A 26,691-nucleotide genomic window follows, 5' to 3' on the forward strand; every position below is an offset into this window, starting at 1 on the left:
AAGGGAATCCGGTGAACGGGCGCATGCGGAAGGTGACGGCCGACCCGTGCGAACGCGACCGGCCCGACCCACGGCGCACCCCCGCCGCGGGGTGGCGGGTCAGCGCCGGTGGAGGGTCTGCAACGCCTCGACCAGCACCTTGGGATGGTGCTGCCCCTTGTAGACGGGAGGCGGTTGCCGGTCGAGCCCGAGCAGACCGGCCACCGCGGTCCAGGCGGTGCGTACGGAGTACTCGACGGTGAAGACCACGTCGTCGGGGACTTCCGCGTACTGGCCGATGAAGGCGAGGTTCGTGGACTTCTCGGGAACGACCTGCGGCCGGTCCCCCTGCGAGCGGACGAGGAACTGGCTGGTGATGTAAGGCATCAGGGCCGGGATCACGATGGACTGGTCGAGGATCTGCGGGCGCTGCTCGAAGCGCAGGTGGGAGAGGACTTCGTCCAGGATCTCCCGGCCCGTGCACCGTGACATGGGCTTCTTGACGAAGTCCCCGTCCCGCCCGGGGACGAGCGCGTACCCCCACCAAACGTAGGTGTCCGCCGGCTGGTCACGGAAGTGGGGCTGGTGGTTGAGGACGATCGTCAGCAGCCAACTGGAGTCCTTGAAGGTGACCAGGCCTCCCTTGCCGGCCTCGCTTCCGCTGAATTCCTGCATGAGCTTGAAGAAGGTCGGATCCTTCGTGGTGACGGTGAACGATTCCCAGGTCGAGTCCGCCACGGAAGAGGAGAAGACGCGAGGGTTGCCGAGCCCGGGCCTCTTGGCGGCGAGGGTCTCCCACAAGCGCCAGGAGCCCGCGGAGCGCGAAGTGTCCGGGACGGGGGCCGCGTCGGTGGTGCCCAGGGTGGAGTTGGCGGTCATCGAGCCGTTGGTCACCATCACCAGGTCGTCCGGGCCCACCGGCGTCTCACCGCTCTGCCCGTCGCGCTCCCAGGACATCCGCTCGACGGTCAGTGCGTCGCCCGGGGCCAGGCTCAGGTCGGTGACGCGGGTGCCCAGCCGGACGGTCACGCCCTGGTCGGTGAGCCACTTTCCGAGAGGGCGGACGATGGAGTCGTACTGGTTGAACCGGGTGCGGTAGATCCCCGACATCGTGTCGAAGGTCTTGAAGAGGTGGACGAAGCGGTTGAGGTAGCGCCGGAACTCGATCGCGCTGTGCCACGGTTCGAAGGCGAAGGTCGTGCACCACATCCACCAGAAGTCGGTGGTGAAGAACTCCTCGCCGAAACAGTCGGTGATGCGCTTTCCGTCCAGGAGGTGCTCTGGCGTCGCGACGCACTTGACCAGTTCGAGACGGTCCCGCTCGGAGAACCCCATCGAGTGCGCTCGGACCACCCGCCCCTCGGCGTCGACCAGCCGTGCCTGGTCGTCCCAGGCGAAGTCGTCGTGGAATGCGAACGTGTCATCGGTGACCGACTTCGACGGATCCTCCAGCGATGGGATCGACCCGAGCAGGTCGTACGTGCAGTCGAAGTGGATTTCGAACATGCGCCCGCCGCGCATCGTGTAGCCCGTCTCGGGTGAACCTGCCGCGTCCAGGCTGCCGCCCTCGCGGTCCTGTTCCTCCAGGATGACGATGTCCCGGCCGTCGAAGCCGCCGTCCCGGATCAGGAACGCCGCCGCGGACAACGAGGCGATCCCGCTCCCCACCAGGTCCCTGCCTCCGTCGCACCCCTCGGGCCCGTCCTCAGGCGGTCGACGCGCCGCTTCCGGGAAGGATCCGAAGTCGATGCTTCCCCGCCGGCCGGCCCGAGGCGCGGTGCGCGGCGACAAGTCGCCCGCCTGGCCGCTGCGCCGCCCCGGCCGCGGCACAGACGGGGCCCCGGCCGGGGCACGAGGGGCGCCGCGACGGGTCACCCGGCGCGGATCAGCAGGTCGATCTCCTTCTCCTGATCTCCCGCCACGGTCCCCCGGTCCTCGACCACGAATGCGTCCGTAAGGGCGGCGACGACCCGGTCCACCGCGCGGGGGCCGCCCTGCAGGCCGACTTCGACGGTTCCGTCCAGGCCCATGGGCTCCGTCGTCACGGGCGGGTCCGCCGTGTCCACGGTCGTGCACCACACGGTGGTCCTGCCGTGCGGACCCGGTTCGCGCGCCACGCCTTCCGCCGACGAGGCGGGAAAGGCCCGCTCCAGAACCTCCAGGAGGACGCGGGCGGCCTCTTCCGAGCAATGCGTGGCCGTGACCACCACTTCCGCCGCTGACTGCCGTGACGCGCCGGCGTCGCTGGTCATCGCTTCCCGCCTTCCTCGTACGCCCGGGCGCGAGCGCCCTCCGGGCGACGGCGATCAGTGCTCATGGGCGGTTTCGGCTGCCGCAGGTTCATCGCGGGACCTCGGGGCATCACGCGTCTCCTTCTTCCGGGAGGGTTCACCGTCATGCTGCGAGGCCGTGCGGATTCCCGCATCCCGAATCGCCCGGGCGCGCGCAGGCGCTCTGCCGGATCCGTCGGCCGGACTTTCCTCCCGGCCCGACGGTTCAGGGGCACCGGCCGGGGAAGGCGCGGTAGAGCCCGGCAAGATCGAAGGGAGTGAGCGCCATGCGCGTCGCGTTTCTGACCGCTCCGGAGGGCGTGGAGGAGGTCGAGCTCACCGTGCCCTGGAAGGCCGTCGAGACGGCCGGCTGGATCCCGCAGCTCGTATCGACCGAGCCCGGACGGGTGCAGGCTTTCCATCACCTGGACAAGGCGAACACCTACCCCGTCGACCACCTGCTGGCCGGAGACACCTCCGACGCCTTCGACGCACTCGTGCTGCCGGGCGGTGTCGCCAATCCGGACGCACTGCGCGTGAACGACCGGGCCGTCGGCTTCGTCCGGAGCTTCTTCGAGGCGGGCAAGCCGGTCGCGGCGATCTGCCACGCGCCCTGGACCCTGATCGAGGCCGGCGTCGTACGCGGCAGGACGCTGACGTCGTGGCCCAGCCTGGCGACCGACATCCGCAACGCGGGAGCCACCTGGGTCGACGAGGAGGTACGGGTGTGTCGCGCGGCCCCTGCCACGCTCATCACCAGCCGTAGGCCCGACGACCTCGACGCCTTCTGCGCCACGCTCGTGAAGGAATTCACCCCCGGGCGGTCGTGACGGCCCCGGCGGGGACGGGGTCAGCCGCGCAGCAGGGCGCAGACGGAGTCCTCCTGGACCTCGCGGACCCGTGCGAGCAGGTCGGGGTTGGTGTCGAGGGACGTCTGCGTGCTGATCGTGAAGGTCAGTGAGCGCCGGCCGTCCGCCGTGGCCGCCGCCGGCTGCGTGTAGCCGGCGGTGTTGCCGGTGTGGCCGTAGACGGTTCCGCAGCGCGTGGTGTAGCGGTAGACGGCCAGGCCGGCCGCGGTCGGCCCGGGCCGGGGGGCTGGGACAGTGCGCCGGGGATGAAGGTGAACTGCTGCCGGCGGGTGCGCTCTGATACGAGCGAGCCGCCCGCGTAGCCCCGGATGAACGCGGTCAGGTCCTTCGGCGTCGAGACGATGCCCCCGGCCGCCCAGGCCCCCGAGGCGCTGATGGCCTCGCTGACGTCGACGGGTCCGGTCTGCGGGTCGATCTGGTAGCCGTGGAGGAAGGGCGTGGGCAGCCGGTACCCCTGGGGCAGGCTCGTGTCTTTCAGGCCCAGCGGCTCGTAGACGAGCTCGCGCAGCAGTGCCTCGTACCGGCGTCCGGTGGCGGCCTCGGCCATCAGGGCGATGGCGACGTTGTCGGAGTTGGAGTACTGGTAGCGGCTGCCCGGCCGGAAGGCGAGGTCCTCGCCGGCGACGAACTCGAGCAGGCGCCGGGAGTCGAACCGGTGGCGGAGGTCCTCGGAGATGATGTCGGTCGGCCGCTGTCCACGTCGGCCACGCCCGCCCGGTGGACCTTCGTACGGTCGCCGCCGCCACCGCCGGCGACACGGCCGGGCACGGGCCGGTGGTGGCCCATCCGGCCCTGGCGGGCCCGTGGCGCGGAGGCCCTGAAGAGGCCCCCATCGCCACCCTTCTATTCATTGCAGATTCGTGAATAGAACCTCACATTCGAAGGCCGCAAGGCGAGTTCGATCTACGATCCATTCATCGCTCGTTCGACTCTTCCTCTGCACATGGATCACACAATGATTTCTGCACTCCCGCGCCGACGTACCCTGCTCGCCGCATCCACCGCGATCGCCCTCGCGCTCCTCGTGTCCGGCTGCGGCACCGGAGGCACAGACGCCCACCGCATCCGGGTCGGCGTCTCCGGCGACTCCCCGGAATGGGACGTCCTCGCGAAGGAGGCCAAGAAGGAGGGCCTCACCGTGGAGACGGTCGTGTTCGACGACTACTCGCTGCCCAACAAGGCCCTCAGCGCGGGCGACATCGAGCTCAACGCCTTCCAGCACCTGGTCTTCCTCGCGCAGTCGAACACCGAGAACAAGACCGACATCGCCCCCATCGCCGCGACCACGGTGGTCCCCCTCGGCCTCTACTCCAGCAAGCACAAGCAGCTCGCGGACCTCCCCGACCGGGCCGAGATCGCCTTGGCCAACGACCCCGCCAACCAGGGCCGCGGACTGCGCGTGCTGGAGCAGGCGAAGCTCATCGAGCTGCGGAAGGACGCCGGGCTCTTCGCCACGCCCGACGACATCACCGCCAACCCCAAGCACATCAAGCTCACGCCGGTGAACGCCCAGCAGACCCCCCGGACCCTCAAGGACACGGACGCCGCGATCATCAACGACGGCGTCGCCGAGCTCGCCGGCATATCCGCCGACACCGCGCTGTTCAAGGACGACCCCGCCGCCCCGCAGTCCGTCCCGTACCTGAACGTCATCGCCGCCCGCGCGAACCAGAAGGACAACGCGGACTACCAGAAGATCGTCGAGCTGTACGCCTCCCCGGCCGTGCAGGACGAAGTCCGCCGCACCAGCAACGGCACCGCGCACCACGTCGAGCTGCCCGCCGCCGACCTCCAGGCCGAGGTCGCCCGCATCCAGAAGCAGCTGAAGCGATGACCGCAGCCGTGGAACTGCGCGACGTCCACAAGGAGTTCCCGGGCGGGGCGCGCGCCGTCGACGGAGTCACCCTGTCCGTCGAGGCGGGCACCGTCTTCGGGGTCGTCGGCCACAGCGGTGCGGGCAAGTCCACCCTGCTGCGCCTGGTCAACGGCCTGGAGGAGCCGACCTCGGGCAGTGTCCTGCTCGACGGCCAGGACCTCTCCGTGCTCGGCGAGCGCCGCCTGCGCCCCGTGCGACGCGACATCGGCATGATCTTCCAGCAGTTCAACCTCTTCCGCTCGCGCACCGTCCTGGGCAACGTGCTCTACCCGCTGCGCCTCGCCGGGATGGACCGCGCGGCGGCCCGGGCCCGCGCCGAGGAGACGCTGGACTTCGTCGGCCTCGCCGGCCACGGCAAGCGCTACCCGGAGCAGCTCTCGGGCGGCCAGCGCCAGCGCGTCGGCATCGCCCGCGCGCTCGCCACCCGTCCGAAGGTCCTCCTGTGCGACGAGGCGACCTCCGCCCTCGACCCGCAGACCACGGGCGAGGTGCTGGCCCTGCTGCGCCGCGTCAACCGCGAGCTGGGCGTCACGATCCTGCTCATCACCCACGAGATGGAGGTCGTACGGACCCTGTGCGACCGCGTCGCGGTCATGGAGGACGGCAAGGTCGTCGAGAGCGGCGAGGTGTACGAGGTCTTCGCGCGGCCCCGCCACGCGACCACCGCCGCCTTCGTCCGCTCCGCCCGCCACAGCGAGCCGGACGAAGCACTCCTGGAGCGGCTGCGCGCCCGCCACCCCGGCCGCCTGATCACGCTGCCCGTCGCCGACGGCAGCGCCTCCCTGGACGGCCTCTCGGAGGTCCTGCACGTCCACGGCGTCGAGTTCACCTTCGTCCACGGAGGCATCTCCGAGGTACGGGGACGTCCCCTGGGCAGCGTGACGCTGGAACTGCGCGGCGAAGCCGCCGCGGTCGATGCCGTCGTCGCCGCGCTCTGCGTCCCGGACCTCGCGGAAGCGGGTGCCCGGTGAAGGCCGACTGGAGCACGTTCTGGCCCAAGGTCCTCGACGCCACCGGCGAGACCGTCTACATGGTGCTCATCACCCTGGCGCTGTCGACCGTCAGCGGACTGACGGTGGGGCTCACCCTCTACGCCACCCGCAAGGGCGGCGTCCTGCCCAACCGGATCGTGCACACGGTCCTGGGGCTGCTCATCAACATCATCCGGCCCGTCCCCTTCATCATCGCGATCGTCGCGCTCGCCCCGGTCACGCGCGGGGTGGTCGGCACGATGATCGGGACGAACGCCGCGATCTTCCCGATGACGGTCGTCGCCACGTTCGGGGTCGCCCGCATCGTGGAGTCCAACCTGCTGTCCGTCGAGCCCGGTGTGATCGAGGCGGCCCGCTCCATGGGCGCGAGCCCGCTGCGGATCCTGCTCACGGTGTTGGTCCCCGAGGCTCTCGGGCCCCTGGTGCTCGGCCTGACCTTCATGCTCGTCGCGCTGATCGACTTCTCGGCGGTGGCCGGCACGGTCGGCGGAGGAGGCGTCGGCAACCTGGCGATGACCTACGGCTACCTGCGCTTCGACACCTCGGTGATGGTGGTGACGGTGCTCGTCCTGATCGCACTCGTCCAGTCGGCGCAACTGCTCGGCAACGTGGTGTCCCGCAAGGTGCTCCGCCGCTGACGCCCCGCGTGGGAACGGCCCGGACGGGCGCCGGCGGGACCGCCGGCGCCCGGGGCGATCAGCCGAACTGGGCGGTGATGCGCTGGAGCGGGACGAACTTGAAGTTCTGGTTGCCGCTGGTGCCGGGGGCGCCGTTGGAGCCGTCCTGGCAGATGAAGACGCCCTGGGGGAAGGCGGGGCCGAGGTTGGCCGCAGTGGCGTCGATGCCGTCGGTGTCCTCGCAGTCGTCGGCCGCGGTGCCGTTGGAGACGGAGAAGCGGCCGAGGTAGGCGCGGGTGGTGCGGTCGTACACGGTGAAGTCGTTGCTGCCCTGCGAGGAGACGTAGATCCGGTTCCCGGCGGCGGTGATGCCCTCGGTGTCGGCGGTGATGTGGCCGCCGGAGCCGGTGGAGTCGAGCTTGGTACGGCTGGTGCCGGCGGTCGGCTCGGCTCCGTACACCCAGACGCCGACGTCCTCCTCGCCGAGGTAGAGCTTGCCGGTGGTCTCGTCGGCGTAGCAGCCCTCGACCGCGGAGCCCGCGTCCCACAGGCGGACGGAGGTCGCCGTCACCGCGTCGCCGTTGACGGCCAGCTCCCACTGCTCGACGCGGCCGGAGGTGGAGTTGGGGAAGGCGTAGAGCTTGCCCGAGGCCGGCGAGGTGTAGAGGCAGATGCCGTGCGCCGTGACCTCGGTGGGCACGTCCTTCAGCCGCTTGAGCTGCCGGGTCGCGGGGTCGATGCGGTAGATGTGCATGGCGCCGCTGCCGTCGGCGGCCTCGTCGTCCGCCGAGACCACGATGTTGCCGCGCAAGTCGACGTTGTTGCCGTAGTCGCCGGTGATCCGCTGGATGCGGGCGCCGGTCATGTCGTAGACCTCCAGCGCGCCCTTCTTGTCCGTGGCGACGACCACCGACTTGGCGGGATCGGTCGGGTGGACCCAGATGGCGGGGTCGTCGGCGGCGTCGCCGCTGTGCGAGACCGGGGCGGTCTCCACGGTGGCCGTGACGGATACGGCCGCGGCGTGAGCCGGAGCGGCCGGCAGGGCCAGTGCGGCCAGGACGGCGGCGGGCAGGGCGGCCGTGCGGACGGAAAGGGCGAAGGACACCGGGTTCCCCTCGGTCGGGTGAAGGACAGGAGGACGGTAGAGAGGCCCGGCGAGCGTGGCGTGAACGGCAGTTGAACCGGCCGGGGCAGCGGCGCCGGACCGGGCGGGGCGGGGCGGGGCGGGAGCCGCAGGGCGGACCTCCGACGCCTCCGGTTCGAGCGGTAACTATGCTGGCGAGGCCCTGACTTCCCCGCCGCAAGACCGCCCGGACCGGCAACGACCGCCATCCGTACGGCTCTTGCCGCCCACCGCCCCCACCCGCCAGGAGCCCCATGAGCGACCCGATCGGCATCCGCGCGACGCTGCTCGTCCTGTACTCGCCCCGGCTCGAAGAGTGCCGGTGCTTCTACGAGGACCTGGGTCTGCGCTTCGCGAGCGAGCAGCACGGACGGGGACCCCGCCACTACGCCGCCACGCTGGCGGACGGCGCGGTCTTCGAGCTCTACCCCGCCCGCCCCGACCGCGAGACCGGCGCCCTTCGCCTGGGGCTCACGCTCACCGGCGCCGCCGCGACCCCACCGCTCACGCCCGGCCGCCACCTCCTCACGGACCCCGACGGCCGGACCGTCGACATCCACGCGACCTGACGGCGACCTGCGGGCGAGCCGGCGCGGAGGGCTTCCGCGGGCACGCCGGCGTGGGCCTGCCCTGCGTCACCGTCACCGTCACCGTCACCGGCTGACCACCTCGGCGGCCTCGCCCGCCTCGGTCCCGACGACGCGGCCGTCGCGCAGTTCCACGACCCGGTCCGCGAGTTCGATCAGGTTCGGGTCGTGGGTGGCGACGAGGATGGTGACCGACTCGCTGCGCACGACCGCACGCAACAGTTCCATGATCGAGCGGCCGGTCTCCGAGTCGAGCTGACCCGTGGGTTCGTCCGCGATGATCAGGTCGGGCTCGTTGGCCAGGGCGCGGGCCACCGCGACGCGCTGCTGCTGGCCGCCGGAGAGCTCGCCGGGGCGCTGCTCGGCGTGGTCCGCGAGACCGACCAGGGCGAGCAGGGTCCGGGCGCGTTCCTCGCGCTCCTTGGCGGGCATGCGGCGCAGTCGCATCGGGACGCCGACGTTCTCGGCGGCGGTGAGGACGGGGATCAGGCCGAAGGACTGGAAGACGAAGCCGATGCGGTCGCGGCGCAGGGCGAGCAGGTCCGCCTCGTCGAGGGTCGCCAGGTCGGTGCCGTCGAGGGTGATCCGGCCGCTGGTGGGGGCGTCGAGGCCGCCGACGAGGTTGAGCAGGGTGGTCTTGCCGGAGCCCGACCGGCCCCTGAGGGCGGTGAGTTCGCCTCGGCGGACCTCGAACGACACGCCGCGCAGGGCGTGGACGGCCTGGGGTCCGCTGCCGAAGCTGTGGTGCAGGTCGTCCACCACCACGATCGGAGTGGTGGTGCCCGCCCGGGCCGCCGGGACCGCCGCCGCCACCGGTTCCTGATGGTTGTCACTCATCGCGTGTACTCCCCCGTCGAGTGTGGAGCGCCCGGCCCATCGGTCCGTACTCGCTCCCGTTGCAGCTTTCTGATCGCATTTGCGCATCTGTCGCACCGATCACGCAAGCCCCTTCCCTCTCTGGCTCGAATCTGACAGCATCGTCCGCTATCCGGTACCGAAGGTCCGGACGGGGGAGGGAATTCAACACGTGCTCGGCTTCGTCGTGCGCCGACTGCGCGGGCGATGGCCGCTCGCCGTCGCCGTACTGCTCACCGTACTGATCACCGCGACCGCTCTGACCGCGCTGACGGCATTCACCCGTGGCGTGGAGGAGGAGGGCCTCCGGCAGGCCCTGACCGGCTCGGAACAGGCCCGGACCACCGTCGTGGTCACCAGCGGCCATCCGGCCTCCTCCCGCGCCAAGGACGACGAGTCCCTCCGGGCCTACGCGGACGAGGTGTTCGGCCGGCTTCCGGTCACCGCCGAGAGCGTGGCCCGCAGCCGTTCCTACGGACTCCCCGGCGCGGCGGCTTCGGGCCACGACGCCGACCTGACCCTGCTCGCCGCGCTCGGCCGGGAGCACGTGCAGCTGCTCGCCGGCCAGTGGCCCGCACCGGTCACCGCCACCGGGACCGGCACCCCGGCCTCACCCATGCAGGTGGCCGTGCCGCGCGCGGCGCTGGCCCGGCTCGGCCTGGCCGAGTCCGCGCTGCCCGCACCGGTCCGGCTGGACGACCGCTTCGACGGCGCCGCGCTGACCGTGCTGGTCACCGGCGTGTACCGGGCCTCCGATCCGGACGCCGGGTACTGGCGGCTCGACCCGCTCGGTGGCCGGGAGATCCAGTCCGGCTCCCTCGCCACCTACGGCCCGCTCCTGGTGGACGACAGTGCCTTCACGACCGGCGGTCTCCTGCAGAACTACCGCCTCACGCTGCTGACCCCGGACCTGCGCACGATCCGCACCTCCGAGGCCGAGGCCGTCCGGACCGCCGCGAAGCCCGCCTCGGACGCCCTCGAACGCACCACCTCCCTCCGGGCCGCCACCGAACTGCCGAAACTCCTCACCGAGTTGGACTCCGGCATGCTCGTCGCCCGGTCCACCCTGATGGTGGGAGCGCTCCAGCTCGCCGTCCTCTCCACCGCCGCACTGCTCCTCGTCTCCCATATCCTGACCGTGCGCCAGGAACCGGAGCGCGTCCTGCTCACCGCGCGCGGCGCCTCCCGGCGGCGCCTCGGCGCGCTCGGCGCGGCCGAGTCGCTGCTGCTCGCCCTGCCCGCCGCCGTCCTGGCACCGCTGCTCACACCTCCCCTGCTGCGCCTGTTCGGCCGGTTCGGACCACTCGGGCAGGTCCACCTGGAGATCCCGGACACCTGGCTGGTCTGGCCGGTCGCGGCCGGCTGCGCCCTCGCCTGCGTCCTGCTGACGACCCTGCCCTCCGTGCTGCGCGGCGCCTCGGCCGCCGTCCTGCGCCGCGCCGGCGGCAGGCAGGCCCTGGTGACGGGCGCCGCCCGCTCCGGCCTGGACCTGGCCGTGATCGTGCTCGCGGTCCTCGGCTACCAGCAGCTGTCGCAGTACGGAGGCACGGACGCCCAGGGGCCCGACGCCCCCGCCGACGGCGGGCTCGGCATCGACCCGGTCCTGGTCGCCGCCCCGACCCTGGCCCTGTGCGGGGGCACGCTGTTGGTCCTGCGGCTGCTGCCGTTCGCGGCACGGGCCGGCGGACGGCTGGCCGCGCGCGGCCGTGGCCTCGGCCCGGCCCTGTTCGGCTGGCAGATCGCCCGACGGCCCGGCCGGGCCACGGGGCCCGTGCTGCTGCTCGTCCTCGCCGTCTCCAGCGGGATCCTGGCCCTCGGCCAGCACACCGCCTGGTCCGAGTCCCAGCGCGACCAGGCCGACTTCACGACCGCCGGCGGGCTGCGGATCTCCGGGAGCAGCATGGCCCCGATGGGGCAGGGCGGACGCTACGGGGCACTGCCGGGCGCGGACCGTCTGATTCCGGTGGTCCGCCAGGCGCAGCCGCTGCCCGGCGGGGGCACCACCGACGTCCTCGCGGTGGACGCCGCCAAGGTGGCCGAAGCCGTACCGCTGCGCGCGGACCTGCGCGAAGGCCGCGGGATGCGGGAGCTGTTCGCGCCGCTCACCGCGCAGGGCCCGGACGCCCCGGCCAGCTCCACGGCCACCGGTTCGGCCGCAGCCGCTCCCGGGCAGGCTCCCGGTGTCGCCCTGCCCGGCTCCCCCCGCCGGATCGAGCTCGGCGTGACGGTACGGTCCGCCGGTACGAGTTGGGCGGCCGTGAGCCTGCTGCTGCGCGACCGGTTCGGGGCGACCCACGGAACGCCCTCGGTCACACTGCCCACCGGTGGCGACGCCACTCTCTCCTTCCCCCTGGACTCCCTGACGGGTGCCCCGATCGGTTCGGCCGCGGCCCCGCTGACCCTGGCTGGTATACGCCTCTCGTACGCCGGGGACGAAGGCCCCGCGGGCGACGGCAGCGAACTGACCCTGCGCCGGATCGGCGTCTCCGACACCGCGGACGGAGCAGTGACGGCGGTCGCCGCGCCCGGGCCCGTGGCCACGGGCGGCTGGCGGTCCGCGCCCCCGCAGGGACCCCGCACCCTGCGCGCCCCCGCGCTCTCCCCGGTTCCGGCCGGTTCCACGGACCACCTGCAGGTGCGGTACTGGGGCGGGGTCGGCACCGAGAAGGGTGTCAGCGCCGTGCTGTTCCCGGCGCCCGCCGAGCCCGCCCCCGCCGCGGTTGCGGCCATCGCCACCACCGGCTACCTGCGGTCCATCAGTGCCTCCGTGGGGGCGACGGTCCCCGTCACGCTCGACGGCGCGACCGTCCCGATGCGGATCACCGCCGCCGTCGACTCCCTCCCCGTGGTCGGACGGTCGGGGCTCGCCGTCGACCTGCGCACGCTCGGCCGGTTCCTGGTGGAGTCCGCCGGGCGGCAGCCCGCCCCGCCCACCGAGTGGTGGCTGCCCGCCGCCTCGGCCGCCGATCCGGTCCCGGCCCGCGCGGCGACCGCGCTGCGCGAAGGGTCCCGGACCGAGCGCGTCGAACTGCGTGAGGAGATCACCGCGCGCCTGCTGGAGGACCCGCTGAGTGCCGGCCCGCAGAGTGCGCTGGCCGCCCTCGCCGCCGCGTGCGCGGTCCTGGCGGCGATCGGCTTCGCGACGTCCACCGCCGCCGAACGGCGGGTGCGCGGACGGGAGTTCTCGGTGCTGCTCGCGCTCGGCACCCCGCGCCGCTCACTGGCCCTGGCGGCCGCCGCCGAAGGCGGGGTGCTGATCGTCATCGGGACCGCCGTCGGTGCCGGACTGGGGGTCGCCCTCGTCCATCTGATGGCGCCCCTGGTCGTGCTGACACCCGCCGCCGGGCGGCCGTTCCCGCCCGTACGGGTGGACCTGCCGTTCTGGCAGACCCTGCTGACGGCCGCCGCCATAGCCGCCGTTCCCCTGCTGTCGGCCCTGCTCAGCGGCCCCCGGGGCCGCGACATCGCCGCCCGGCTGCGTCCCGTGGAGGAGATGTGACCACCCCGCCGCCGTCCGCCCCCGCCCCGCGGTCCGGGCCGCGGCCCGCGCCCTGGGTCAGGACCCGGTTGCGGGCGGCTCCCCTGGGCACCCTGCTCGCCGCCGCGCTGGCGTTCGTCGCCGTCCTGCTGGCCGCCGCGCTGCCGCGGGCCCAGGACCGGGGCGCCGACCAGGCCCTGAGGTCCTTCCTGGAGCGCAGCGGGCAGACCAACACCAGCCTGCAGGTGACCGCGCCGGCCCCGGTGGGCGGCCAGAGCGCCGAACTCCTCGACGGGACGCTGAAGAGCCTGCTGTCCCATACCGGCGACACCTTCCACGTCGACCCGGACGCGGTGGTCCACGGCACGCGGACCACCAAGCGGCAGCCGCTGCTGAATCCGGAGCTGTCCCGCCCGTCCGGCTTCCCGCCCGCGATGTCCCTGCTGTACGTCCAAGAGGCCCCGGCCCACGTGAAACTGGTGGAGGGGCGCTGGCCGAGCGACACACGCCCGCCCGCCGGCGCGCCCGAGGGCGCCACCGCGTACGATCCGCCGCTGCAGGTCGCCCTCTCGCAGCGCGCCGCCGAGACCCTGGGTGCGCGCCTCGGATCGGTCCTGAGGAGCACGCCCCTGGTCGACGGCACGCCGTCCGTGGAGGTCGTCGGCCTCTACGCGGTCCCCGACCCGGCCGAGGACTTCTGGGTGGGCCTCGACTGCCTCCCGCGCGCCTGCGAGCACTACAACGGGGAGAACCTCTCCTGGCACGTCGACGCCCTGATCGGAGCCGGGGACCTCGGCCGGATGGACACCTGGGGCGACACCGCCGAGGACTTCTGGCGGCTTCCGGTGGACGTCGGCCGCCTGCGGGCCGACCGCCTCGACGCCACGACGAAGGAGATCGCCTCGTACGTGGCCGGGCCCACCGCCGCCTCCCTCACCCGGGAGACCGCCCGCCCGCGACTGCGCACCACCTCGTGGCTGCCCGAACTGTTCAAGCAGGCCCACGACCGCAGACAGGCCGCGGCGCCGCTCGCCCTGATCGGGCCCGCCGGGGTCGGCGGGGTCGCCTTCGTGGTCCTGTGCCTGGCCGGCGCGCTCGCCGGGGACCGCCGGGACGCCGAGCTGCGCCTGCTGCTGGCGCGCGGCGGCTCGCGCGCCGGCATCGTCGGCCGGCTGCTCGGGGAGGGCGCCGTCACGGTGCTCCCGGCGGCCGCGGCCGCCACCGCGCTCGCCGTGCTGCTGTTGCCCACGCCCCGCCTCGCTCCCGCGCTGCTCTCGGCCGCGGTGGTCGCCCTGCTCGCGCTCCTGGCCTTCCCCGTACGGGCGGCCGTACTACTGGCCCCGGCGCGTCCGGCCGGGCGGTGGCGCAGGCCCGTGGCAGAACTGCTCGTCCTCGTCGCCACGGCCGGCGCCGTACTGGAGGTCCGCCGCCGTGGGGTCGCGCCGGCCGGCAGCGACCCCGACCCGCTGCTGATCGCGGCTCCGCTGCTGCTCGCGCTGTGCGGTGGGCTGCTGCTGGCCCGGCTCCAGCCGGTCGTGACCGGCTGGCTCGCACGGGCGGCCGGCCGCCGCTCCGGGCTCGTCGGATTCCTCGGGCTCGCGCGGGCCGCCCGCGGTTCGGGGGCGGCCGGGAGGCAGGCCCGTGGCCGCGGCGGCCCCTCCGTCCTGCCGATGGTCGCACTGCTCCTCGCCATCACCACCGGCGGATTCGGGGCCGCCGTACTGGACTCGGTGGAGGCGAACCGGCTGGGGGTCGCCCGGCTGGCGGTCGGCGGCGACGCGGCGATCACCGCGTTCGGGAAGGCCTCGCTCCCGGCCGGCCTCGCGAAGGCCGCGGGCGAACTGCCCGGCGTACGGACGTCCGTGCCGCTGTGGATCGACCACGACTCCTCGGTCGTCGGCACCACCCAGCGCTCCACCCAGGTCTCCGTGATCGTCGTCGAGCCGGGTGCGTACGCGGAGCTGTCCCGCGCGCTCGGCTGCGGCTCCTTCGACCCCGCCCTGCTGACCGCGGGCGCCGGGCAGTCCGCGGACGCGCCCGTGCCCGCGCTGTTCAGCACGGGCCTGGCACGGCTGGCCGGTCCGGGCACGTACACGCTGCGGCCCGGCAACGGCGGAGAGCTGCGGGCACGGGTCGCCGGCGTCATCGACTGCACCCCGGCGCGGCCGGCCCGGGACGCCGCGACCGTCGTGCTGCCGGCGGGCCCGGCGGCGGCCCTCATCGGCGCCGACCAGCCGAACCAGTGGCTGGCACTGGGTTCCGTCGACGGCGACCGGCTGCGTGCCCTGGTCCGGGCCGCGCTCCCGGCGTCGTCATCGGCACAGGCCCCGTCGCCGTCCCCGGCTCCGGCCCTCGCCGCGGGTCAGGATCCGGCCGCCCCGGCGCACCCCGCCGACGACGTGTATCCCGTACGCACCAGTGCCGAGGCCATCGCCGAGCTGGGCGCCGATCCGCTGCAACGGTCGGCCGAGCGCCTCTTCTGGGCCTCCGTGGCCGGAGCGGCCGGCTTCGCCCTGCTGGCCGTTCTGCTGACGCTGATGCGGACCGTTCCCGAACGTGCGGCGCTGCTGGCCCGGCTGCGCACCATGGGACTGCGCCGCCGCCAGGGCGTGGCGCTGATCCTCGCCGAGACCCTGCCGCAGACCCTGGCCGCGACGCTGGGCGGGGCCCTGGTGGCGGCGGCCGCGGTGGCGTTGCTGGGCCCGGCGATGGACCTGTCCACGCTGGTCGGCGCGAGCGTGCCGACCGGGGTACGGCTCACCGCGGGGCCCGTACTGACCCAGGCCCTGGGCCTGGCCGCCCTGGTCGCCGCGGCCGTGCTCGTCGAGGCGGCGACATCCGGGCGACGGCAGATCACCACCGAGTTGAGAGCGGGAGACCAGCGTTGAACACCGACCAGCCGACGTACGAGGAGCTGCGCCGCCGGGCGACGGCCGCCGCGGAGCCCCGCACCCCGACGGTGGACGCCGCGATCGCCTGCGACCGTCTGGTCCGGATCTTCAGCACGGACAGCATCGAGGTGCAGGCCCTGCAGGGGCTGGAGCTGACGGTCGCCCAGGGCGACCTGGTGGCCCTCGTGGGCGCCTCGGGCAGCGGCAAGTCCACCCTCCTGAACATCCTGGCGGGCCTGGACGTCCCGACGGCGGGCAGCGCGGCGGTCGCGGGGTACGACCTGCTGGAACTCTCGGCACGGGACCGGCTGCGCTACCGGCGCGAAGCGGTCGGGTTCGTCTTCCAGCAGACGGCCCGCAACCTGTTGCCGTTCCTGACGGCCGCGCAGAACGTCGCACTGCCGATGCAGTTGAAGGGCGGCGGCGGCAGGCGCGGCGCGGCCGCACGCCGTGGCGCCCGGGTCGCGGAGATCCTCGACGCCCTCGGCATCGGCGAACTGGCGCACCGGCGCCCGGCGGAACTGTCCGGCGGCCAGCAGCAGCGCGTCGCGATCGCCGTGGCGATGGCGAACGACCCCAGGGTGCTGCTGGCCGACGAACCCACGGGCGAACTCGACTCGGAGACGGCGGCGGCCGTCTTCGAGACCTTCCGCACGGTGAACAAGGAACTCGGTGTGACGGTGGTCATCGTGACGCACGACCCCATGGTGGCGGGCGAGGTCCGGCGCACCGTGGCGATCCGCGACGGCCGCACCAGCAGCGAGGTCCTGCGCCGCCTGGTCACCGACGAGCACGGCGAAGAGTCGATCAGCGAACGCGAGTACGTCGTCCTGGACCGCTCCGGCCGCGTCCAGCTGCCCCCGAAGTTCCTGGAGGCCCTGGGCATGGAACACCGCGTCGCGGTCGACCTGGCCCCGGACCACATCGAGCTCCGCCCGGACCGCAGCTAGCGATCACGGGAGCGTCAGGGTGCGAGGCCCTCGACGAGTTCGGCACCGGGGAGTTCCGCGAACAGCTTCCCGGGCGCGATGAGCTTGCCGCGACGGCGTCCGCTGCCGACGAGTACGTACGGCATGTCGGCGACCGCGGGGTCCACCAGGAGCGGCCAGCCGTCCGGCAGACCCAGCGGCGTGATGCCGCCGTACTCCATGCCCGTCAGCTCGACGGCCGTCTCCATCGGCGCGAACGACACCTTGCGCGCGCCCAGGTGGCGCCGGACGGCGCCGTTCACGTCGGCCCGGCCGGCGGAGGGCACGAGGCAGGCCGCGAGGGTGGTCGCGCCGCCGCGCTTGGCGGCGACCACCACGCAGTTCGCGGACTGGCCGAGCAGCTCCTGCCCGTAGTGCGCGACGAAGGCGCCGGTGTCGGCGATGGCGGGGTCGGTGTCCACGTACAGGATCTGCTCGGCGGGGACGTGCCCGGCCCAGCCCCGGACCGCTTCGGCCACGGGCGGGACGAGGTCCTCGAGGCATTCGGGAGCCGGCACCGCGTTGTCGAAGGGCCCGATGGGAGCGCGCATGACCGCACGCTAACAGAAGCCGACCTGGCCGACGGGGCAGTCCCGCGGGCACCGGATGCACGCGCGCGGCGTCGAGTGCGCTCGTGCTGCCCCGTCGGGTACGGCGGGTCCGGCCGTGGGGTCAGCGCGGCACCGGGGCGGCCCGTACGGTCAGGGAACGCGGGGCAGTGGCCGGCCCTGCGGGCAGCCGGAGCGGGCGGCGGCCCGGGGTGATCGAACCGAGCACGCGGGAGCCGTCGGCTCCCGTGCATCCGGGAGCGTTGCCCGGGAGGCCGTGCAGGGTGAGGTACCCGAGCACGGCGAACGCGTACGCCTCCTTCGCCGCGGCCGGCAGCCCGAGCTCCTCCGACGTGCGCAGCGCCGTGCCGCCCAGCTCGGCGCGGAGCATGCCCGTCAGCGTCGGGTTGCGCACGCCGCCGCCCGACGCGTACACCTCGGTGGCGCCCAGCGGCCGCAGCGCGTCGGCGACGGTCCGGGCGGTGAGGCGCGTGAGCGTGGCGACCAGGTCCTGCGGCGGAAGCTGGCCGAAGCCGGTCAGTCGGGAGCGCAGGTAGCCCTCGTGGAACAGTTCCTTGCCCGTGGTGCGCGGTGCGGACAACCCGTAGTACGGCTCCGCGAGCAGCCGTTCCAGCAGGGCCTCGTGGACCTGTCCGGCGGCGGCGAGCGCCCCGTCCTCGTCGTAGGCGAGCCGCCCGCCGGTCAGCTCGCGCACCGCCGCGTCGATCAGCGCGTTGCCCGGGCCGGTGTCGAAGGCGACGGGGTCGCCGTACCGCGGTGCCACGGTGACGTTGGAGATGCCCCCGATGTTCAGGGCGGCCGGCACACCGGGCCGGCCGCGCAGCAGCATCAGGTCGATCAGGCTCACCAGCGGCGCGCCCTGGCCGCCGGCGGCGACGTCCCGCGGCCGGAAGCCGGAGACCACCGGGCAGCCGGTGGCTTCGGCGATCCAGGCCGGTTCGCCGAGCTGGAGGGTGCCGTGGACGCGTCCGTCCGCCGCCCAGTGGTACACGGTCTGGCCGTGCGAGGCCAGCAACTCGGCCCGTCCGTCGCAGAGTTCGCGGTCGGCCCGGACGGCGAGCCGTCCGAAGGCCTGCCCGATGTGCGTGTCGAGGCGGCACACGTCGGCGAGCGTGGTGGCGGAGGGCGGCAGGGCCGCCGCGAGCGCGTTCCGCAGCCCGGCCGGGTAGGGCTCGCTCACCATGCCCAGCGGGGTCAGGTGCAGCGTGTCGTCCCCGGCCGGGACCTCCAGGTCGCAGGCCGCGGCGTCGACGGCGTCGTAGGAGGTCCCCGACATCAGGCCGACCACCCTCATCGCAGTGGCTCCCGGTGGTCGTTCCCGCGCAGGGTCAGCAGTGCGAGTGAGCTGATGGCGCAGGCTCCGGCGGCGTAGTAGGCAGGGATGTCGGTGTCTCCCGTCCGGGCGGTCAAGGCGGTGATGACGAGCCCCGCGCAGCCGGAGAACACCGCGTTGGCGAGGGCGTAGGCCAGCCCGAGGCCGGTGCAGCGCACACGTCGCGGGAACATCTCGGCCAGCATGGCCGGTCCCGGTCCGGCCAGCAGTCCGACGAGGGCGCCCGCCGTCAGCACGGCCGCGGCCCGGACCGGCGGCGAGGCCCCCGGTGACTGGAGCAAGTGCAGCAGGGGGAAGGCGAGTACGGCGATGCCGAGCGCGCCGCCGAGCATGACCGGGCGCCGCCCGTACCGGTCGCTGAGCAGCCCGGCGGGCAGGATCGAGGCGGCGAACCCCAGGTTGACGAGGGTGGTGGCCAGGAGGGCGTTCCGGAAGGAGGCTCCGAGCGTGGTCTGGAGGTAGGACGGCAGGACGACGAGGAAGGTGTACCCGGCCGCCGACCAGCCCATGATCCGCCCGATGCCGAGGAAGACGGCACGGGCCTGCACCCCACCGCCGGGCGGCACTTGGTGATCGCGGGCCCCGTACGCGGTCTTGGCCGGGGGCGCCCCGGGCGGTTCCTCCAGTGCCGTGCGCAGCCAGAGCGCGACCAACCCGAGGGGCAGGGCCAGCAGGAAGGGGATCCGCCACCCCCACGCGTACAGCGCCGGGGCGGGCAGGACCGTCGCCAGGGCGGCGGCCGAACCGGCGCCGGCGAGCAGGCCGAGGGCGACGGTGAAGGACTGCCACGCACCGTAGAGGCCCCGCCGGCCCGGTGGCGCGTACTCCGCCATCAGGGACACCGCGCCGCCGAACTCCCCGCCCGCGGACAGTCCTTGCAGTACGCGCAGGAACGTGAGGAGCCAGGGGGCGGCCGGGCCGATGGCGTCCCGGGTGGGGAGGAGCCCGATCAGGGTGGTGGCGAGCGTCATGAGGCCGACGACGAGGACGAGGGTGGGACGGCGGCCGAGACGGTCGCCGAGACGGCCGAAGAGCAGCGCGCCGACGGGGCGGAAGAAGAAGGCGAGTGCGAAGGAGGCGTACGTGGCGACCAGTGCCTCGACACCGCTCGCGGATCCGGCCCCTGTACCTGTAGCCGTTCCCGCGGCCGTGGGCGGGGTGAAGAAGTGGGCCGCGATGACGGTGGCGAAGCAGCCGTAGACGCCGAACTCGTACCACTCGACGAGATTGCCGGCCGAACCGGCGAGCAGGGCCCGGCGGGCGGCGGCGCGGGGCGGTGGCGCCGGAAGCAGTTCGGTCGAGGTCACCCGTGCTGAGTGCCCGCTTCGCGGCGGCGCGATGCCTGGCGGCGGCACGGTTCAGCCGTATGCGCCGGGGAGTTGGCGGGCCGGTTCCGAAAGTCCTGGATATCGGCGGGGTTTGGAACCGCATCCGGAAGTCATGCATAACTATTATCTCGAATCGAATGGAAATTCGGGACAATTCACGCCGTGTCCGACGCCATCGAGCGCAGCGCCTCGGAGAAAACTGGTCCGCCGTCAGAGCCGAACCACGAAGCATTCCACCGAGAACAGGACCGGACCACTGATCTGAACCGAAATACCGACTCCCAACCGATTGCGGAGGTATCACGATTGTCCTGCTTCAGGACCGACTTCCGAAAGGCCCCCAAGGGCTCTCTCCTCACGGGCTGTTGCCCCAGAGCACGCGCCGCCTTCTCCATACTGCTGCTCGCCGCCGTCGCACTGACCGGCTACGCGGAACCGGCCTACGCGGCCGCCCCCTACGGCGTCAGAGCCGTGGAGGTGGCCGCCTCCAAACAGGGCTCGCCGTACGCCTACGGCGCTACCGGCCCCAAACGCTTCGACTGCTCGGGGCTCACCCTCTACGCCTTCAAGAAGGCCGGCAAACGCCTTCCACGCACCGCGGAGCAGCAGTACGAGCACACCCGCCACATCCCCAAGTCCGACCGCGTGACCGGCGACCTGGTCTTCTTCCCCCGCGGCTCGACCATGGGCCACGTAGGCATCTACGCGGGCGAGGACAGGATCTGGCACGCTCCACGCCCTGGCACCTTCGTGCGTCTGGAGCGGATCTGGAGCACAGAGGTCCGCTACGGCCGGGCCACCTGAACCGGCCCCCGGCCCCGAAGCCCCGAGAGCCCGTCCACAGCGGCGGCCCGGGTACTAGTGGAGCCGCCAGGTGAGTTTCCCGCCGCCCACCCAATGGACCACGTCCGGATCGTCGAGGTCGTGGATGGTGATTCCCGCGGCCGCGGCAGCCAGGATCACGTCGGTCATGGACTCCGCCATACGGACCATCTCCCCGTCGATCTCCACGATCCGGAAAGGCGGATCTCCGGGCTGCACTGCCAGCACTGTGACCCTCGGCGAGGCGAGGTACGGGCTCGAGCTTTCTGTCATGCGGAGATCGTTCCATGCCGACGCCCGCCTGATGCGATTCGTCGGCGCGTCTACCGCCGAGTGGACGCAGCCGGTTCCGGCTTCACACGATCGGCGTGTCGGGTCACCGCTGAATCGATTCGGCCAAGTGGGTGGCACCTAGGGTGATCGCATTGTTGTCAGTAACCGAATTTCGAGGAGTTTCCGTGCACGCTCGTCGCCTCGTCACCGCCCTGCTGTCCGTCGGCCTGATGATCGCGGGAGGGCTGGTCACCGCCACGCCCGCGACCGCCGATCCGTGCGGATATTTCGCCACCGGCTCAGATTCCTTCTACAACCACTGCACGAACGACGGCTCCCGGGTCATCATCGAGGTCGAGGTCTTCGGGCCCAACTACGAGAAGTGCGTGGCCCCCGGCAGGACGTGGCTCGGGTCGCGCAGCAAGGTGAGCAACGCCCACTACGTCGGGCGCACCTGCTGAGCCGTACGGGTGATGCGCCGGCTGACACGGGTGCGAGCGGGTCCGGCAGGACCGTGCCCGGTGCCGGCGCAGGTCCGAACCTCCCTGGAAACACCCCGATACTCCTCTCTCGTGGGGCAGTTGGCAGCGTGAAGTCCACGCCCTCGGGGTACTTGTCCCTCACGGTGAGCACCACACGGCCCGACTCGTTTCCCCCTTCCGCTGCCGTGTGACGCTTCCCGGGGCATGGCGTCCGCAGCCACAACGGCTGCGCCGCTCACGATCGTTGCCCGAAGGCGGTTCATGGTGGCTCTCGTCGCAGATGTATCGGTGTTCCTCGGCGCGTGTGCGCACTTCAGCACCAGCGGTTTGAGCAACACGCCATGCGGTGCGGCGAGTTCACCCCTCCGTCCGGCGGCCGTGGTCACAGCCGGTGCCCCCGGCCCTCATGCCTCCGCCGGCGGCCGTCTCCACTGCCGCCGCCCCCGCCGACTCCCACCCGAGGAGTACCCGTGGCCGTCCTCACCACGATCGCCGTGATCCTCGGCGCCTGGTGCGCCGCCGGCGTCGCCACCGCCGCGCTGTACGCCGTACTGCGCGCCCGCCACGTCCGGCGGCAGCGGGCGCTGGCGGCCGCGCCCGACGGCGCCGCCTACCGGTGCGCCCCCACGGCCGGGTCCGGCGACCGGAGCCCGTCGCCGGCGCGGACCGCTCCGATCGTCGCGCGTACGACCGCGCCGGACGGGGCGTGATCGCGCCGCAGGTCCCAGGAGCACCCGGTCCACGTACCCCCGCTGCTCGGCGATGGGGACGCTGACCACGCGCCGTCACCCTCCTTGCCCGAGGCCAGGCAATACGCTGGGCTGGTGAAAGGCACTGACCGGGCACCTTCCGCGCACGGTGCGCGCCGGCACCCCCAGACAGGTTGGAGTGGCCTCGATCGGGGCAAGGCCACGCCCGACGTTCGTCACCGGAACGGATGGGGCTGATGGAATGCCTTCCTCATCGGGTTCCCTGGGGCGGACCAGTGGTTATGGAGGTGTCGTGCCGCATTCGGATGGTCTGGAGGCACGCCTGCGCGCGATGGAAGAGGCTCTCGCGGAGGTCGGCACGTCCTTCGACGAGCGGGAGACCTGGCGCGAGCTCGCCCGCTTCGTGTTCCGGACCCTGTGCGACGCCGCTGCCGTGGACCTGACCGCCCGCGGCGGCAGGAACGAACGGGTGGCCACGGCCGGCGCGACGGATCTCCTGGACGGCCCCGCCACCGAGATCGCCCCTGCCGTCCGGGCGCTGGACGAGGGGCATCCCGTGCACGCGTACACCGGCCGTGGCGCGGAGGGGTCCGTGCACGTCCTGTCGGTGCCGCTGCTCGGCCGGGGCGAGCTCTACGGAAGGCTCCTCGCGGCCCGGGCACACGGCGGCTTCAGCGACCACGAGACGGCGACGCTGCACTTCGCGGCCCGGCTCGCCTGCATGCACATCGGGCACGCGCGGCGCCTGGCGGCGACCGAGAAGGTCGCACTCGACCTCCAGCGCGCCCTGGTGGCCGAACCGGGTCGGCCCCACCCGAACCTGGAGGTCGCCAGCCGTTACCTGCCGGTCGGGGCCCGCGCGCTCGTCGGCGGCGACTGGTTCGAGACCGTGCGGCTGCACTTCGGCCGGACCCTGCTGGTGGTCGGAGACGTCATGGGCCACGGCCTCGAAGCCGCCGTCGACATGAACGCGTACCGCTCCCTCCTGCGCGACGTCGCCTCCACCGATCTCGCCCCGCACCGCGTGCTCCGCCAGCTGGACGCGCTGTCCGCGGCGGACGACAGCCGCCGCCCCGCGACCTGCCTGATCGTCCGCGTGGATCCCGCCCGCGGTACGGCCGCCTACGCGAGCGCCGGACATCTGCCGCCGGCCGTCTTCAGCGGCGACGGCCCGGGCAGGCTGCTGGAGGTTCCCGTCGGCCCTCCGCTGGGCACGGGCGTCGGCGGGTACGAGGCCGTCGCCCTGCCGCTCACTCCCGATCAGACGATCCTCCTCTACACGGACGGCCTGGTGGAACGGCGGGGCGAGGACATCGACACCTCACTGGCCCGGCTCGCGGCGCTCCGCATGAGCGCCGGGGCCGGAGTCGCGGACGTGGTGGACGCCGTCTGCACCGGACTCGACGCTCAACACGCCGAAGACGACGTCGCCGTACTCGCCGCCCGCCTCCGTCCCCGTACGCCCCACGTCGACGCCGGGGCCGCCGGGGAGGCCGGGGACTCCGCTCACGCCGGCACCGGCGGGCCCATCGGCTGAGGGGCGGCTCGGCCGGCACGGGAGGGGTGCTCAGGCGACGGCCGCGTGCGGGTGGACGTGCCCGTCCCGCGGCGGCGGCGCGCTCGCGGCCGGCCGCCGCAAGCGCGCCGCCTCGACGGTGACACCCGGCCCGATCGCCAGCATGAGCCCCTCCTGGCCGGGGCGTGGGCCGTCCGGGTCGTCGAGGGTCCGCGCCAGGACGTCGAGGACGGAGACGGACGTCATGTTGCCCCGGCTGCGCAGGGAGTCCCATGAGTGGCGCAGTTGTCGTCGGTCGCAGCCGAGCACGCTCGCGGTGCGTTCGAGGATCGCGGGGCCTCCGTGGTGGGCCACGATGAACGCGGGGTCGGGGATCGTCTGCTCGCGCCAGGCGCCGAGGTGGGGGTCCGCCTTCAGGATCGCGTACGGCGCCTCGGCGGTGGAGGTGAAGCCGAGGTGCCCGGTGGTGGGATCGACCGTCAGCCGGTAGTTGTCCTCGGTGTCGGGGACGAGGAGTTCCAGGGGGTCGTGGAGCTCGACGGCAGGGCCGGGCCGTACGTCTGCGGTACCGGTCACGACGGTGGCCGCGGCGCCGTCACCGCCCAGTGCCTTGTAGATCATTGCGGGAGTGGTCGTGTTGCGGGGCTGGAAACCGGCGCTGAACGCCTCGGCGGCCACGACCAGGATCCGGGCATCGGGTTGCGCGGCCAGCTGTTCACGCGCCCGGATCAGGCCGTACAGTCCGCCGGCGCAGCCGATCGTCGAGATCGGCAGCCGCCGCACGGTGGGGCGCAGTCCCAGCGAGCGGATGAGGTGGACGTCCAGGTTCGGCATGCTCCAGCCCGTCACGCTCGTCACGATCAGGGCGTCGATCTGTTCCGCGGTCAGACCGGCGGCGTCGAGCGCGGCGGTGGCCGCGGTCCGCGCGAGGTCGGCGAGCAGTTCGAGGGTCTCGTCCCAGTACGCGGGCCCCGAGCCCCGCGTGAACAGGGTCGGCGCCGGACGTATGAAGGCTCTCGTCCCGACTCCGGTGGCACGCATCATGTGTGCGACCTTCGCGGGGACGACACCCTCCTCGAACGCGCTGCCGGCCAGCTCGATCACCTCGTCCATCGTGGTGAGGTGTTCGGGGGCACGAAAGACCGGCCGATGCACGCGCGCGGCAGACTCCCGGAGAACAACGCCCATGACAGGTGCCTTTCTGACGACTCGGAAGACGACACCTGATTGTCGGCCGGAACCCTCCCTTCCCCGCCCGGACGGCCGCTCGAACCCGGGCTGAGGCCCCTGAGCTGCGGCAACCGGGGTCAGACGGCGGTCAGGCGCACGGCGGCGATGCGGCCCGCATGGTCGAACTCGATCTCCGCCGCGCTGCCACCGGGGAGATCGGTGAGGATCCGGTCCCCGTCCTCGGTCAGGGGCAGGCCGTGGTACTCCAGGTAGCCGGTGACCACCCGCCGGGCCGAACGGCCGATCAGGCCCGCCCCGGTCAGCAGTTGCCGCGGCAGCGCGACCGCGTCGACGCCGGCCCTCGGAACCTGCGGGTCGTCCGGCAGGAAGTAGACCAGGCTGTCCGGTCCCGCCGGGAGGCCCAGGTAGCCGGGCGCCTCGGCCACCCCCATGCCCGCGAAGGCCAAGGTCTCCGCCGCCCGCCGGGGATCCTCGAAACCGGACAGGTCCAGGGTCCCCTCGGTGAACTCGGCGATCCCGTGGTTCCTTCCGTAGCGCTCGATCGCACCGGTCAGCGCCACCACTTCGCTGCCGCGCAGTCCCGGGTTGGCCCAGCCCCACATCCAGGAGTGCTCCCGCAGGTCGTACGTGCCCAGCACGGCGATCCGCAGCTCAAGACCGCCCTGCCGGTAGAGACAGGCCGCGAGGTCCGCCGTCCAGGGGCCCTCCGGCACGTACGCGGTCAGGGCTTCGAGTTGCGCGGCGCCCCAGGCCGCGTGCCGTTCGGCCTCCAGGAGGAACGCGTCACTGAACTGATTCATCACGATCATGGCCATGACCCTAAAACGCCGGCCCGATCACTCGGCCTGCGGGTACCGGCATCACCGACACCAGTTGGCAGGCGCTGATCAGTGCCGCGCCCGTGGCGTCCCTCCGGCGGCGGCGTCGAGGGCATTCCGGGCCTTCCCGGCGGCCGCTCGGGCCGTCTTCGCCTCCCGGGCGGCCTGCCGGTGTCGGCGATCGGCTTCCTTCGCGGCGGCGCCGAGGCGGTCGCGTTCCTGCCGGGTCCGGTCCAGCTGCGCCCGGAGGTCCCTGATCTGCTCGTCGAGCGCGCCGAGCGCGGCGCGGGCCCGTGCCCGCTCCGACTCCGCCGTGGCGAGCGCTTCCTCGGCCAGCTCCGCCTCCCGGTCCGTGCGGTCCGCCTCGGCGCGGGCCCGCGCTTGCGCCTGCGCGGCCCGATTGTCGGCTTTCGCTGCGGCCTCGGCCTCGGGTTCGGCTTTTCGTCGCTTCGGTGGCGGTGCCGTGCCGGGTACGTCTACGGGTGCCAGTTCGGCGAAGCCCACGACCTGGGGCGGGGCCTTCGCCAGCACGCCCCGCGCCCATGTCTCCGCGGCGTCGGGGTCGGCGAGGACGGTGCGGAGGATCTGTTCGACCTCGCGCTGAACGCCCTCGGAGACCTCCTGCCCCGCGCCCCCGGCCAGCCGGCGGGCTTCGGTGGCCATCGCCGCGATCACCACGTGCTGCTGGTGCGACAGCTTCCGCAGGTCCTCCCCCGCCAGGGTCCGGTGCGCCTCGCGCAGCTCCCGGCCGAGCACCAGCAGGCGCCGGGCCTGGTCCGCATCCGCGCGGGCGAGCAGGTTCGCGGCCCAGACGGCGAGCGTGGGCTTGCGCAGGGCAGCGATGCGCTTCGCCACGTCCCGCTCCCCCGCCCTGCGCGCCTCGGCGACGTGCGCGTCCCGGGCGGCCGTGAACTCCTCCGGCCTGAGTCCGTACAGCTCGGTTGCCACCGCGTCGAGGTCGACCACGGCACCACTCTCCCCCACCGGCGGCGTTTCGGCGCGCAGCGCCCGGCGGGACGCGCGCGCCGGCCCGTCACGGGTGACAGTCTGGGTGGTGCCGGCCGACGATCACTGGACGATCGACACCGAGGTGCATCCGCCGAAGATCCAGCGGGAGGAGCGCAAGGACGCCTGAGGCTCGGCG

The 26,691-nt window shown here is 73.2% G+C and carries 23 protein-coding genes and 1 pseudogene; 12 read left to right on the top strand and 12 right to left on the bottom strand.

Annotation, left to right across the window (positions count from 1 at the left end):
- Window positions 1-99: 99 nt before the first annotated feature.
- Together AB0D29_RS24535 and AB0D29_RS24540 are read right to left on the bottom strand one after the other, a co-directional pair.
- Window positions 100-1,650 carry an oleate hydratase gene (locus tag AB0D29_RS24535; RefSeq protein ID WP_362857235.1) on the bottom strand — a complete coding sequence of 517 codons (1,551 nt, stop codon included), beginning with the start codon at window positions 1,648-1,650 and terminating at the stop codon, window positions 100-102.
- A 200-nt stretch (window positions 1,651-1,850) separates the two neighbouring features.
- Entirely contained in the window at window positions 1,851-2,231 is a 381-nt protein-coding gene (locus tag AB0D29_RS24540) for a hypothetical protein (RefSeq protein WP_362857076.1), read from the bottom strand.
- A gap of 305 nt (window positions 2,232-2,536) precedes the next feature.
- Between AB0D29_RS24540 and AB0D29_RS24545 the strand changes: the two genes are divergently transcribed.
- Window positions 2,537-3,079, top strand: a complete 543-nt coding sequence (locus tag AB0D29_RS24545; RefSeq protein ID WP_362857078.1) for a type 1 glutamine amidotransferase domain-containing protein — start codon at window positions 2,537-2,539, stop codon at window positions 3,077-3,079.
- Window positions 3,080-3,099: 20 nt separating this feature from the next.
- On the opposite strand, the pseudogene AB0D29_RS24550 reads toward AB0D29_RS24545, so the two are convergent.
- A pseudogene (locus AB0D29_RS24550) lies at window positions 3,100-3,794 on the bottom strand (serine hydrolase domain-containing protein); the annotation flags it as partial.
- A gap of 279 nt (window positions 3,795-4,073) precedes the next feature.
- Here AB0D29_RS24550 and AB0D29_RS24555 point away from each other — a divergent pair.
- Genes AB0D29_RS24555 through AB0D29_RS24565 form a run of 3 tightly spaced genes read left to right on the top strand, consistent with a single transcriptional unit; the run spans window position 4,074 to window position 6,624 of the window.
- On the top strand, window positions 4,074-4,952 hold the full coding sequence (locus tag AB0D29_RS24555; protein ID WP_362857080.1) for a MetQ/NlpA family ABC transporter substrate-binding protein: 879 nt from the start codon (window positions 4,074-4,076) through the stop codon (window positions 4,950-4,952).
- Window positions 4,949-5,965 carry an ATP-binding cassette domain-containing protein gene (locus AB0D29_RS24560; protein WP_362857081.1) on the top strand — a complete coding sequence of 339 codons (1,017 nt, stop codon included), beginning with the start codon at window positions 4,949-4,951 and terminating at the stop codon, window positions 5,963-5,965. The genes AB0D29_RS24555 and AB0D29_RS24560 overlap by 4 nt, the downstream gene beginning before the upstream one ends.
- Entirely contained in the window at window positions 5,962-6,624 is a 663-nt protein-coding gene (locus AB0D29_RS24565; RefSeq protein ID WP_351295185.1) for a methionine ABC transporter permease, read from the top strand. The genes AB0D29_RS24560 and AB0D29_RS24565 overlap by 4 nt, the downstream gene beginning before the upstream one ends.
- 58 nt (window positions 6,625-6,682) lie before the next feature.
- On the opposite strand, the gene AB0D29_RS24570 is transcribed toward AB0D29_RS24565, so the two are convergent.
- Window positions 6,683-7,708 carry a phytase gene (locus AB0D29_RS24570; protein WP_362857084.1) on the bottom strand — a complete coding sequence of 342 codons (1,026 nt, stop codon included), beginning with the start codon at window positions 7,706-7,708 and terminating at the stop codon, window positions 6,683-6,685.
- A gap of 272 nt (window positions 7,709-7,980) precedes the next feature.
- On the opposite strand from AB0D29_RS24570, the gene AB0D29_RS24575 reads away from it, so the two are divergent.
- Window positions 7,981-8,295 (top strand): glyoxalase/bleomycin resistance/dioxygenase family protein, encoded by a 315-nt coding sequence (locus AB0D29_RS24575; RefSeq protein WP_362857086.1) that lies wholly within the window; start codon window positions 7,981-7,983, stop codon window positions 8,293-8,295.
- A gap of 84 nt (window positions 8,296-8,379) precedes the next feature.
- Here the strand turns inward: AB0D29_RS24575 and AB0D29_RS24580 are convergent, their stop codons facing one another.
- On the bottom strand, window positions 8,380-9,150 hold the full coding sequence (locus tag AB0D29_RS24580; RefSeq protein ID WP_362857088.1) for an ABC transporter ATP-binding protein: 771 nt from the start codon (window positions 9,148-9,150) through the stop codon (window positions 8,380-8,382).
- A gap of 190 nt (window positions 9,151-9,340) precedes the next feature.
- Here AB0D29_RS24580 and AB0D29_RS24585 point away from each other — a divergent pair, with 190 nt between their 5' ends.
- Genes AB0D29_RS24585 through AB0D29_RS24595 form a run of 3 tightly spaced genes read left to right on the top strand, consistent with a single transcriptional unit; the run spans window position 9,341 to window position 16,487 of the window.
- Window positions 9,341-12,667 carry an ABC transporter permease gene (locus AB0D29_RS24585; protein WP_362857090.1) on the top strand — a complete coding sequence of 1,109 codons (3,327 nt, stop codon included), beginning with the start codon at window positions 9,341-9,343 and terminating at the stop codon, window positions 12,665-12,667.
- A complete protein-coding gene (locus AB0D29_RS24590) occupies window positions 12,664-15,534 on the top strand; it encodes a hypothetical protein (RefSeq protein ID WP_362857092.1) in 2,871 nt (956 codons plus the stop codon). The genes AB0D29_RS24585 and AB0D29_RS24590 overlap by 4 nt, the downstream gene beginning before the upstream one ends.
- 26 nt (window positions 15,535-15,560) lie before the next feature.
- Window positions 15,561-16,487, top strand: coding sequence for an ABC transporter ATP-binding protein (locus tag AB0D29_RS24595; RefSeq protein WP_362857237.1), 927 nt, complete (start codon window positions 15,561-15,563; stop codon window positions 16,485-16,487).
- Window positions 16,488-16,501: 14 nt separating this feature from the next.
- Here the strand turns inward: AB0D29_RS24595 and AB0D29_RS24600 are convergent, their stop codons facing one another.
- The 3 genes from AB0D29_RS24600 to AB0D29_RS24610 all read right to left on the bottom strand — a co-directional run bounded on the left by AB0D29_RS24600 (window position 16,502) and on the right by AB0D29_RS24610 (window position 19,714).
- Entirely contained in the window at window positions 16,502-17,056 is a 555-nt protein-coding gene (locus tag AB0D29_RS24600; RefSeq protein ID WP_362857094.1) for a YbaK/EbsC family protein, read from the bottom strand.
- A gap of 121 nt (window positions 17,057-17,177) precedes the next feature.
- Window positions 17,178-18,368 carry an anhydro-N-acetylmuramic acid kinase gene (locus AB0D29_RS24605; RefSeq protein ID WP_362857096.1) on the bottom strand — a complete coding sequence of 397 codons (1,191 nt, stop codon included), beginning with the start codon at window positions 18,366-18,368 and terminating at the stop codon, window positions 17,178-17,180.
- Window positions 18,365-19,714: an MFS transporter gene (locus AB0D29_RS24610; RefSeq protein ID WP_362857098.1), complete on the bottom strand. Its 1,350-nt coding sequence runs from the start codon at window positions 19,712-19,714 to the stop codon at window positions 18,365-18,367. Before AB0D29_RS24610 ends, AB0D29_RS24605 begins: the two co-directional genes overlap by 4 nt.
- Before the next feature lie 414 nt (window positions 19,715-20,128).
- Here AB0D29_RS24610 and AB0D29_RS24615 point away from each other — a divergent pair, with 414 nt between their 5' ends.
- The gene (locus tag AB0D29_RS24615; protein ID WP_362857239.1) at window positions 20,129-20,539 is read left to right on the top strand and encodes a C40 family peptidase; all 411 of its coding nucleotides are present in this window, start codon (window positions 20,129-20,131) and stop codon (window positions 20,537-20,539) included.
- A gap of 54 nt (window positions 20,540-20,593) precedes the next feature.
- On the opposite strand, the gene AB0D29_RS24620 is transcribed toward AB0D29_RS24615, so the two are convergent.
- The gene (locus AB0D29_RS24620; protein ID WP_362857099.1) at window positions 20,594-20,830 is read right to left on the bottom strand and encodes a hypothetical protein; all 237 of its coding nucleotides are present in this window, start codon (window positions 20,828-20,830) and stop codon (window positions 20,594-20,596) included.
- Between the two features lie 185 nt (window positions 20,831-21,015).
- Here AB0D29_RS24620 and AB0D29_RS24625 point away from each other — a divergent pair, with 185 nt between their 5' ends.
- The 3 genes from AB0D29_RS24625 (at window position 21,016) to AB0D29_RS24635 (ending at window position 23,559) form a co-directional block, all read left to right on the top strand.
- Complete coding sequence (locus AB0D29_RS24625; RefSeq protein WP_362857100.1) at window positions 21,016-21,291, top strand: DUF6355 family natural product biosynthesis protein; 276 nt, start codon at window positions 21,016-21,018, stop codon at window positions 21,289-21,291.
- A 491-nt stretch (window positions 21,292-21,782) separates the two neighbouring features.
- Window positions 21,783-22,022, top strand: a complete 240-nt coding sequence (locus AB0D29_RS24630; RefSeq protein WP_362857101.1) for a hypothetical protein — start codon at window positions 21,783-21,785, stop codon at window positions 22,020-22,022.
- A gap of 292 nt (window positions 22,023-22,314) precedes the next feature.
- On the top strand, window positions 22,315-23,559 hold the full coding sequence (locus tag AB0D29_RS24635) for a PP2C family protein-serine/threonine phosphatase (RefSeq protein ID WP_362857102.1): 1,245 nt from the start codon (window positions 22,315-22,317) through the stop codon (window positions 23,557-23,559).
- 30 nt (window positions 23,560-23,589) lie between these two features.
- Here the strand turns inward: AB0D29_RS24635 and AB0D29_RS24640 are convergent, their stop codons facing one another.
- The 3 genes from AB0D29_RS24640 to AB0D29_RS24650 form a co-directional block, all read right to left on the bottom strand.
- Complete coding sequence (locus AB0D29_RS24640) at window positions 23,590-24,651, bottom strand: PhlD (RefSeq protein ID WP_362857103.1); 1,062 nt, start codon at window positions 24,649-24,651, stop codon at window positions 23,590-23,592.
- Window positions 24,652-24,845: 194 nt separating this feature from the next.
- A complete protein-coding gene (locus AB0D29_RS24645) occupies window positions 24,846-25,538 on the bottom strand; it encodes a DUF6882 domain-containing protein (protein ID WP_362857105.1) in 693 nt (230 codons plus the stop codon).
- Between the two features lie 78 nt (window positions 25,539-25,616).
- On the bottom strand, window positions 25,617-26,513 hold the full coding sequence (locus AB0D29_RS24650) for a hypothetical protein (RefSeq protein ID WP_362857106.1): 897 nt from the start codon (window positions 26,511-26,513) through the stop codon (window positions 25,617-25,619).
- Window positions 26,514-26,691: the final 178 nt, after the last annotated feature.

Source organism: Streptomyces sp. NPDC048424 (assembly GCF_040651555.1).
Lineage (GTDB): Bacteria > Actinomycetota > Actinomycetes > Streptomycetales > Streptomycetaceae > Streptomyces.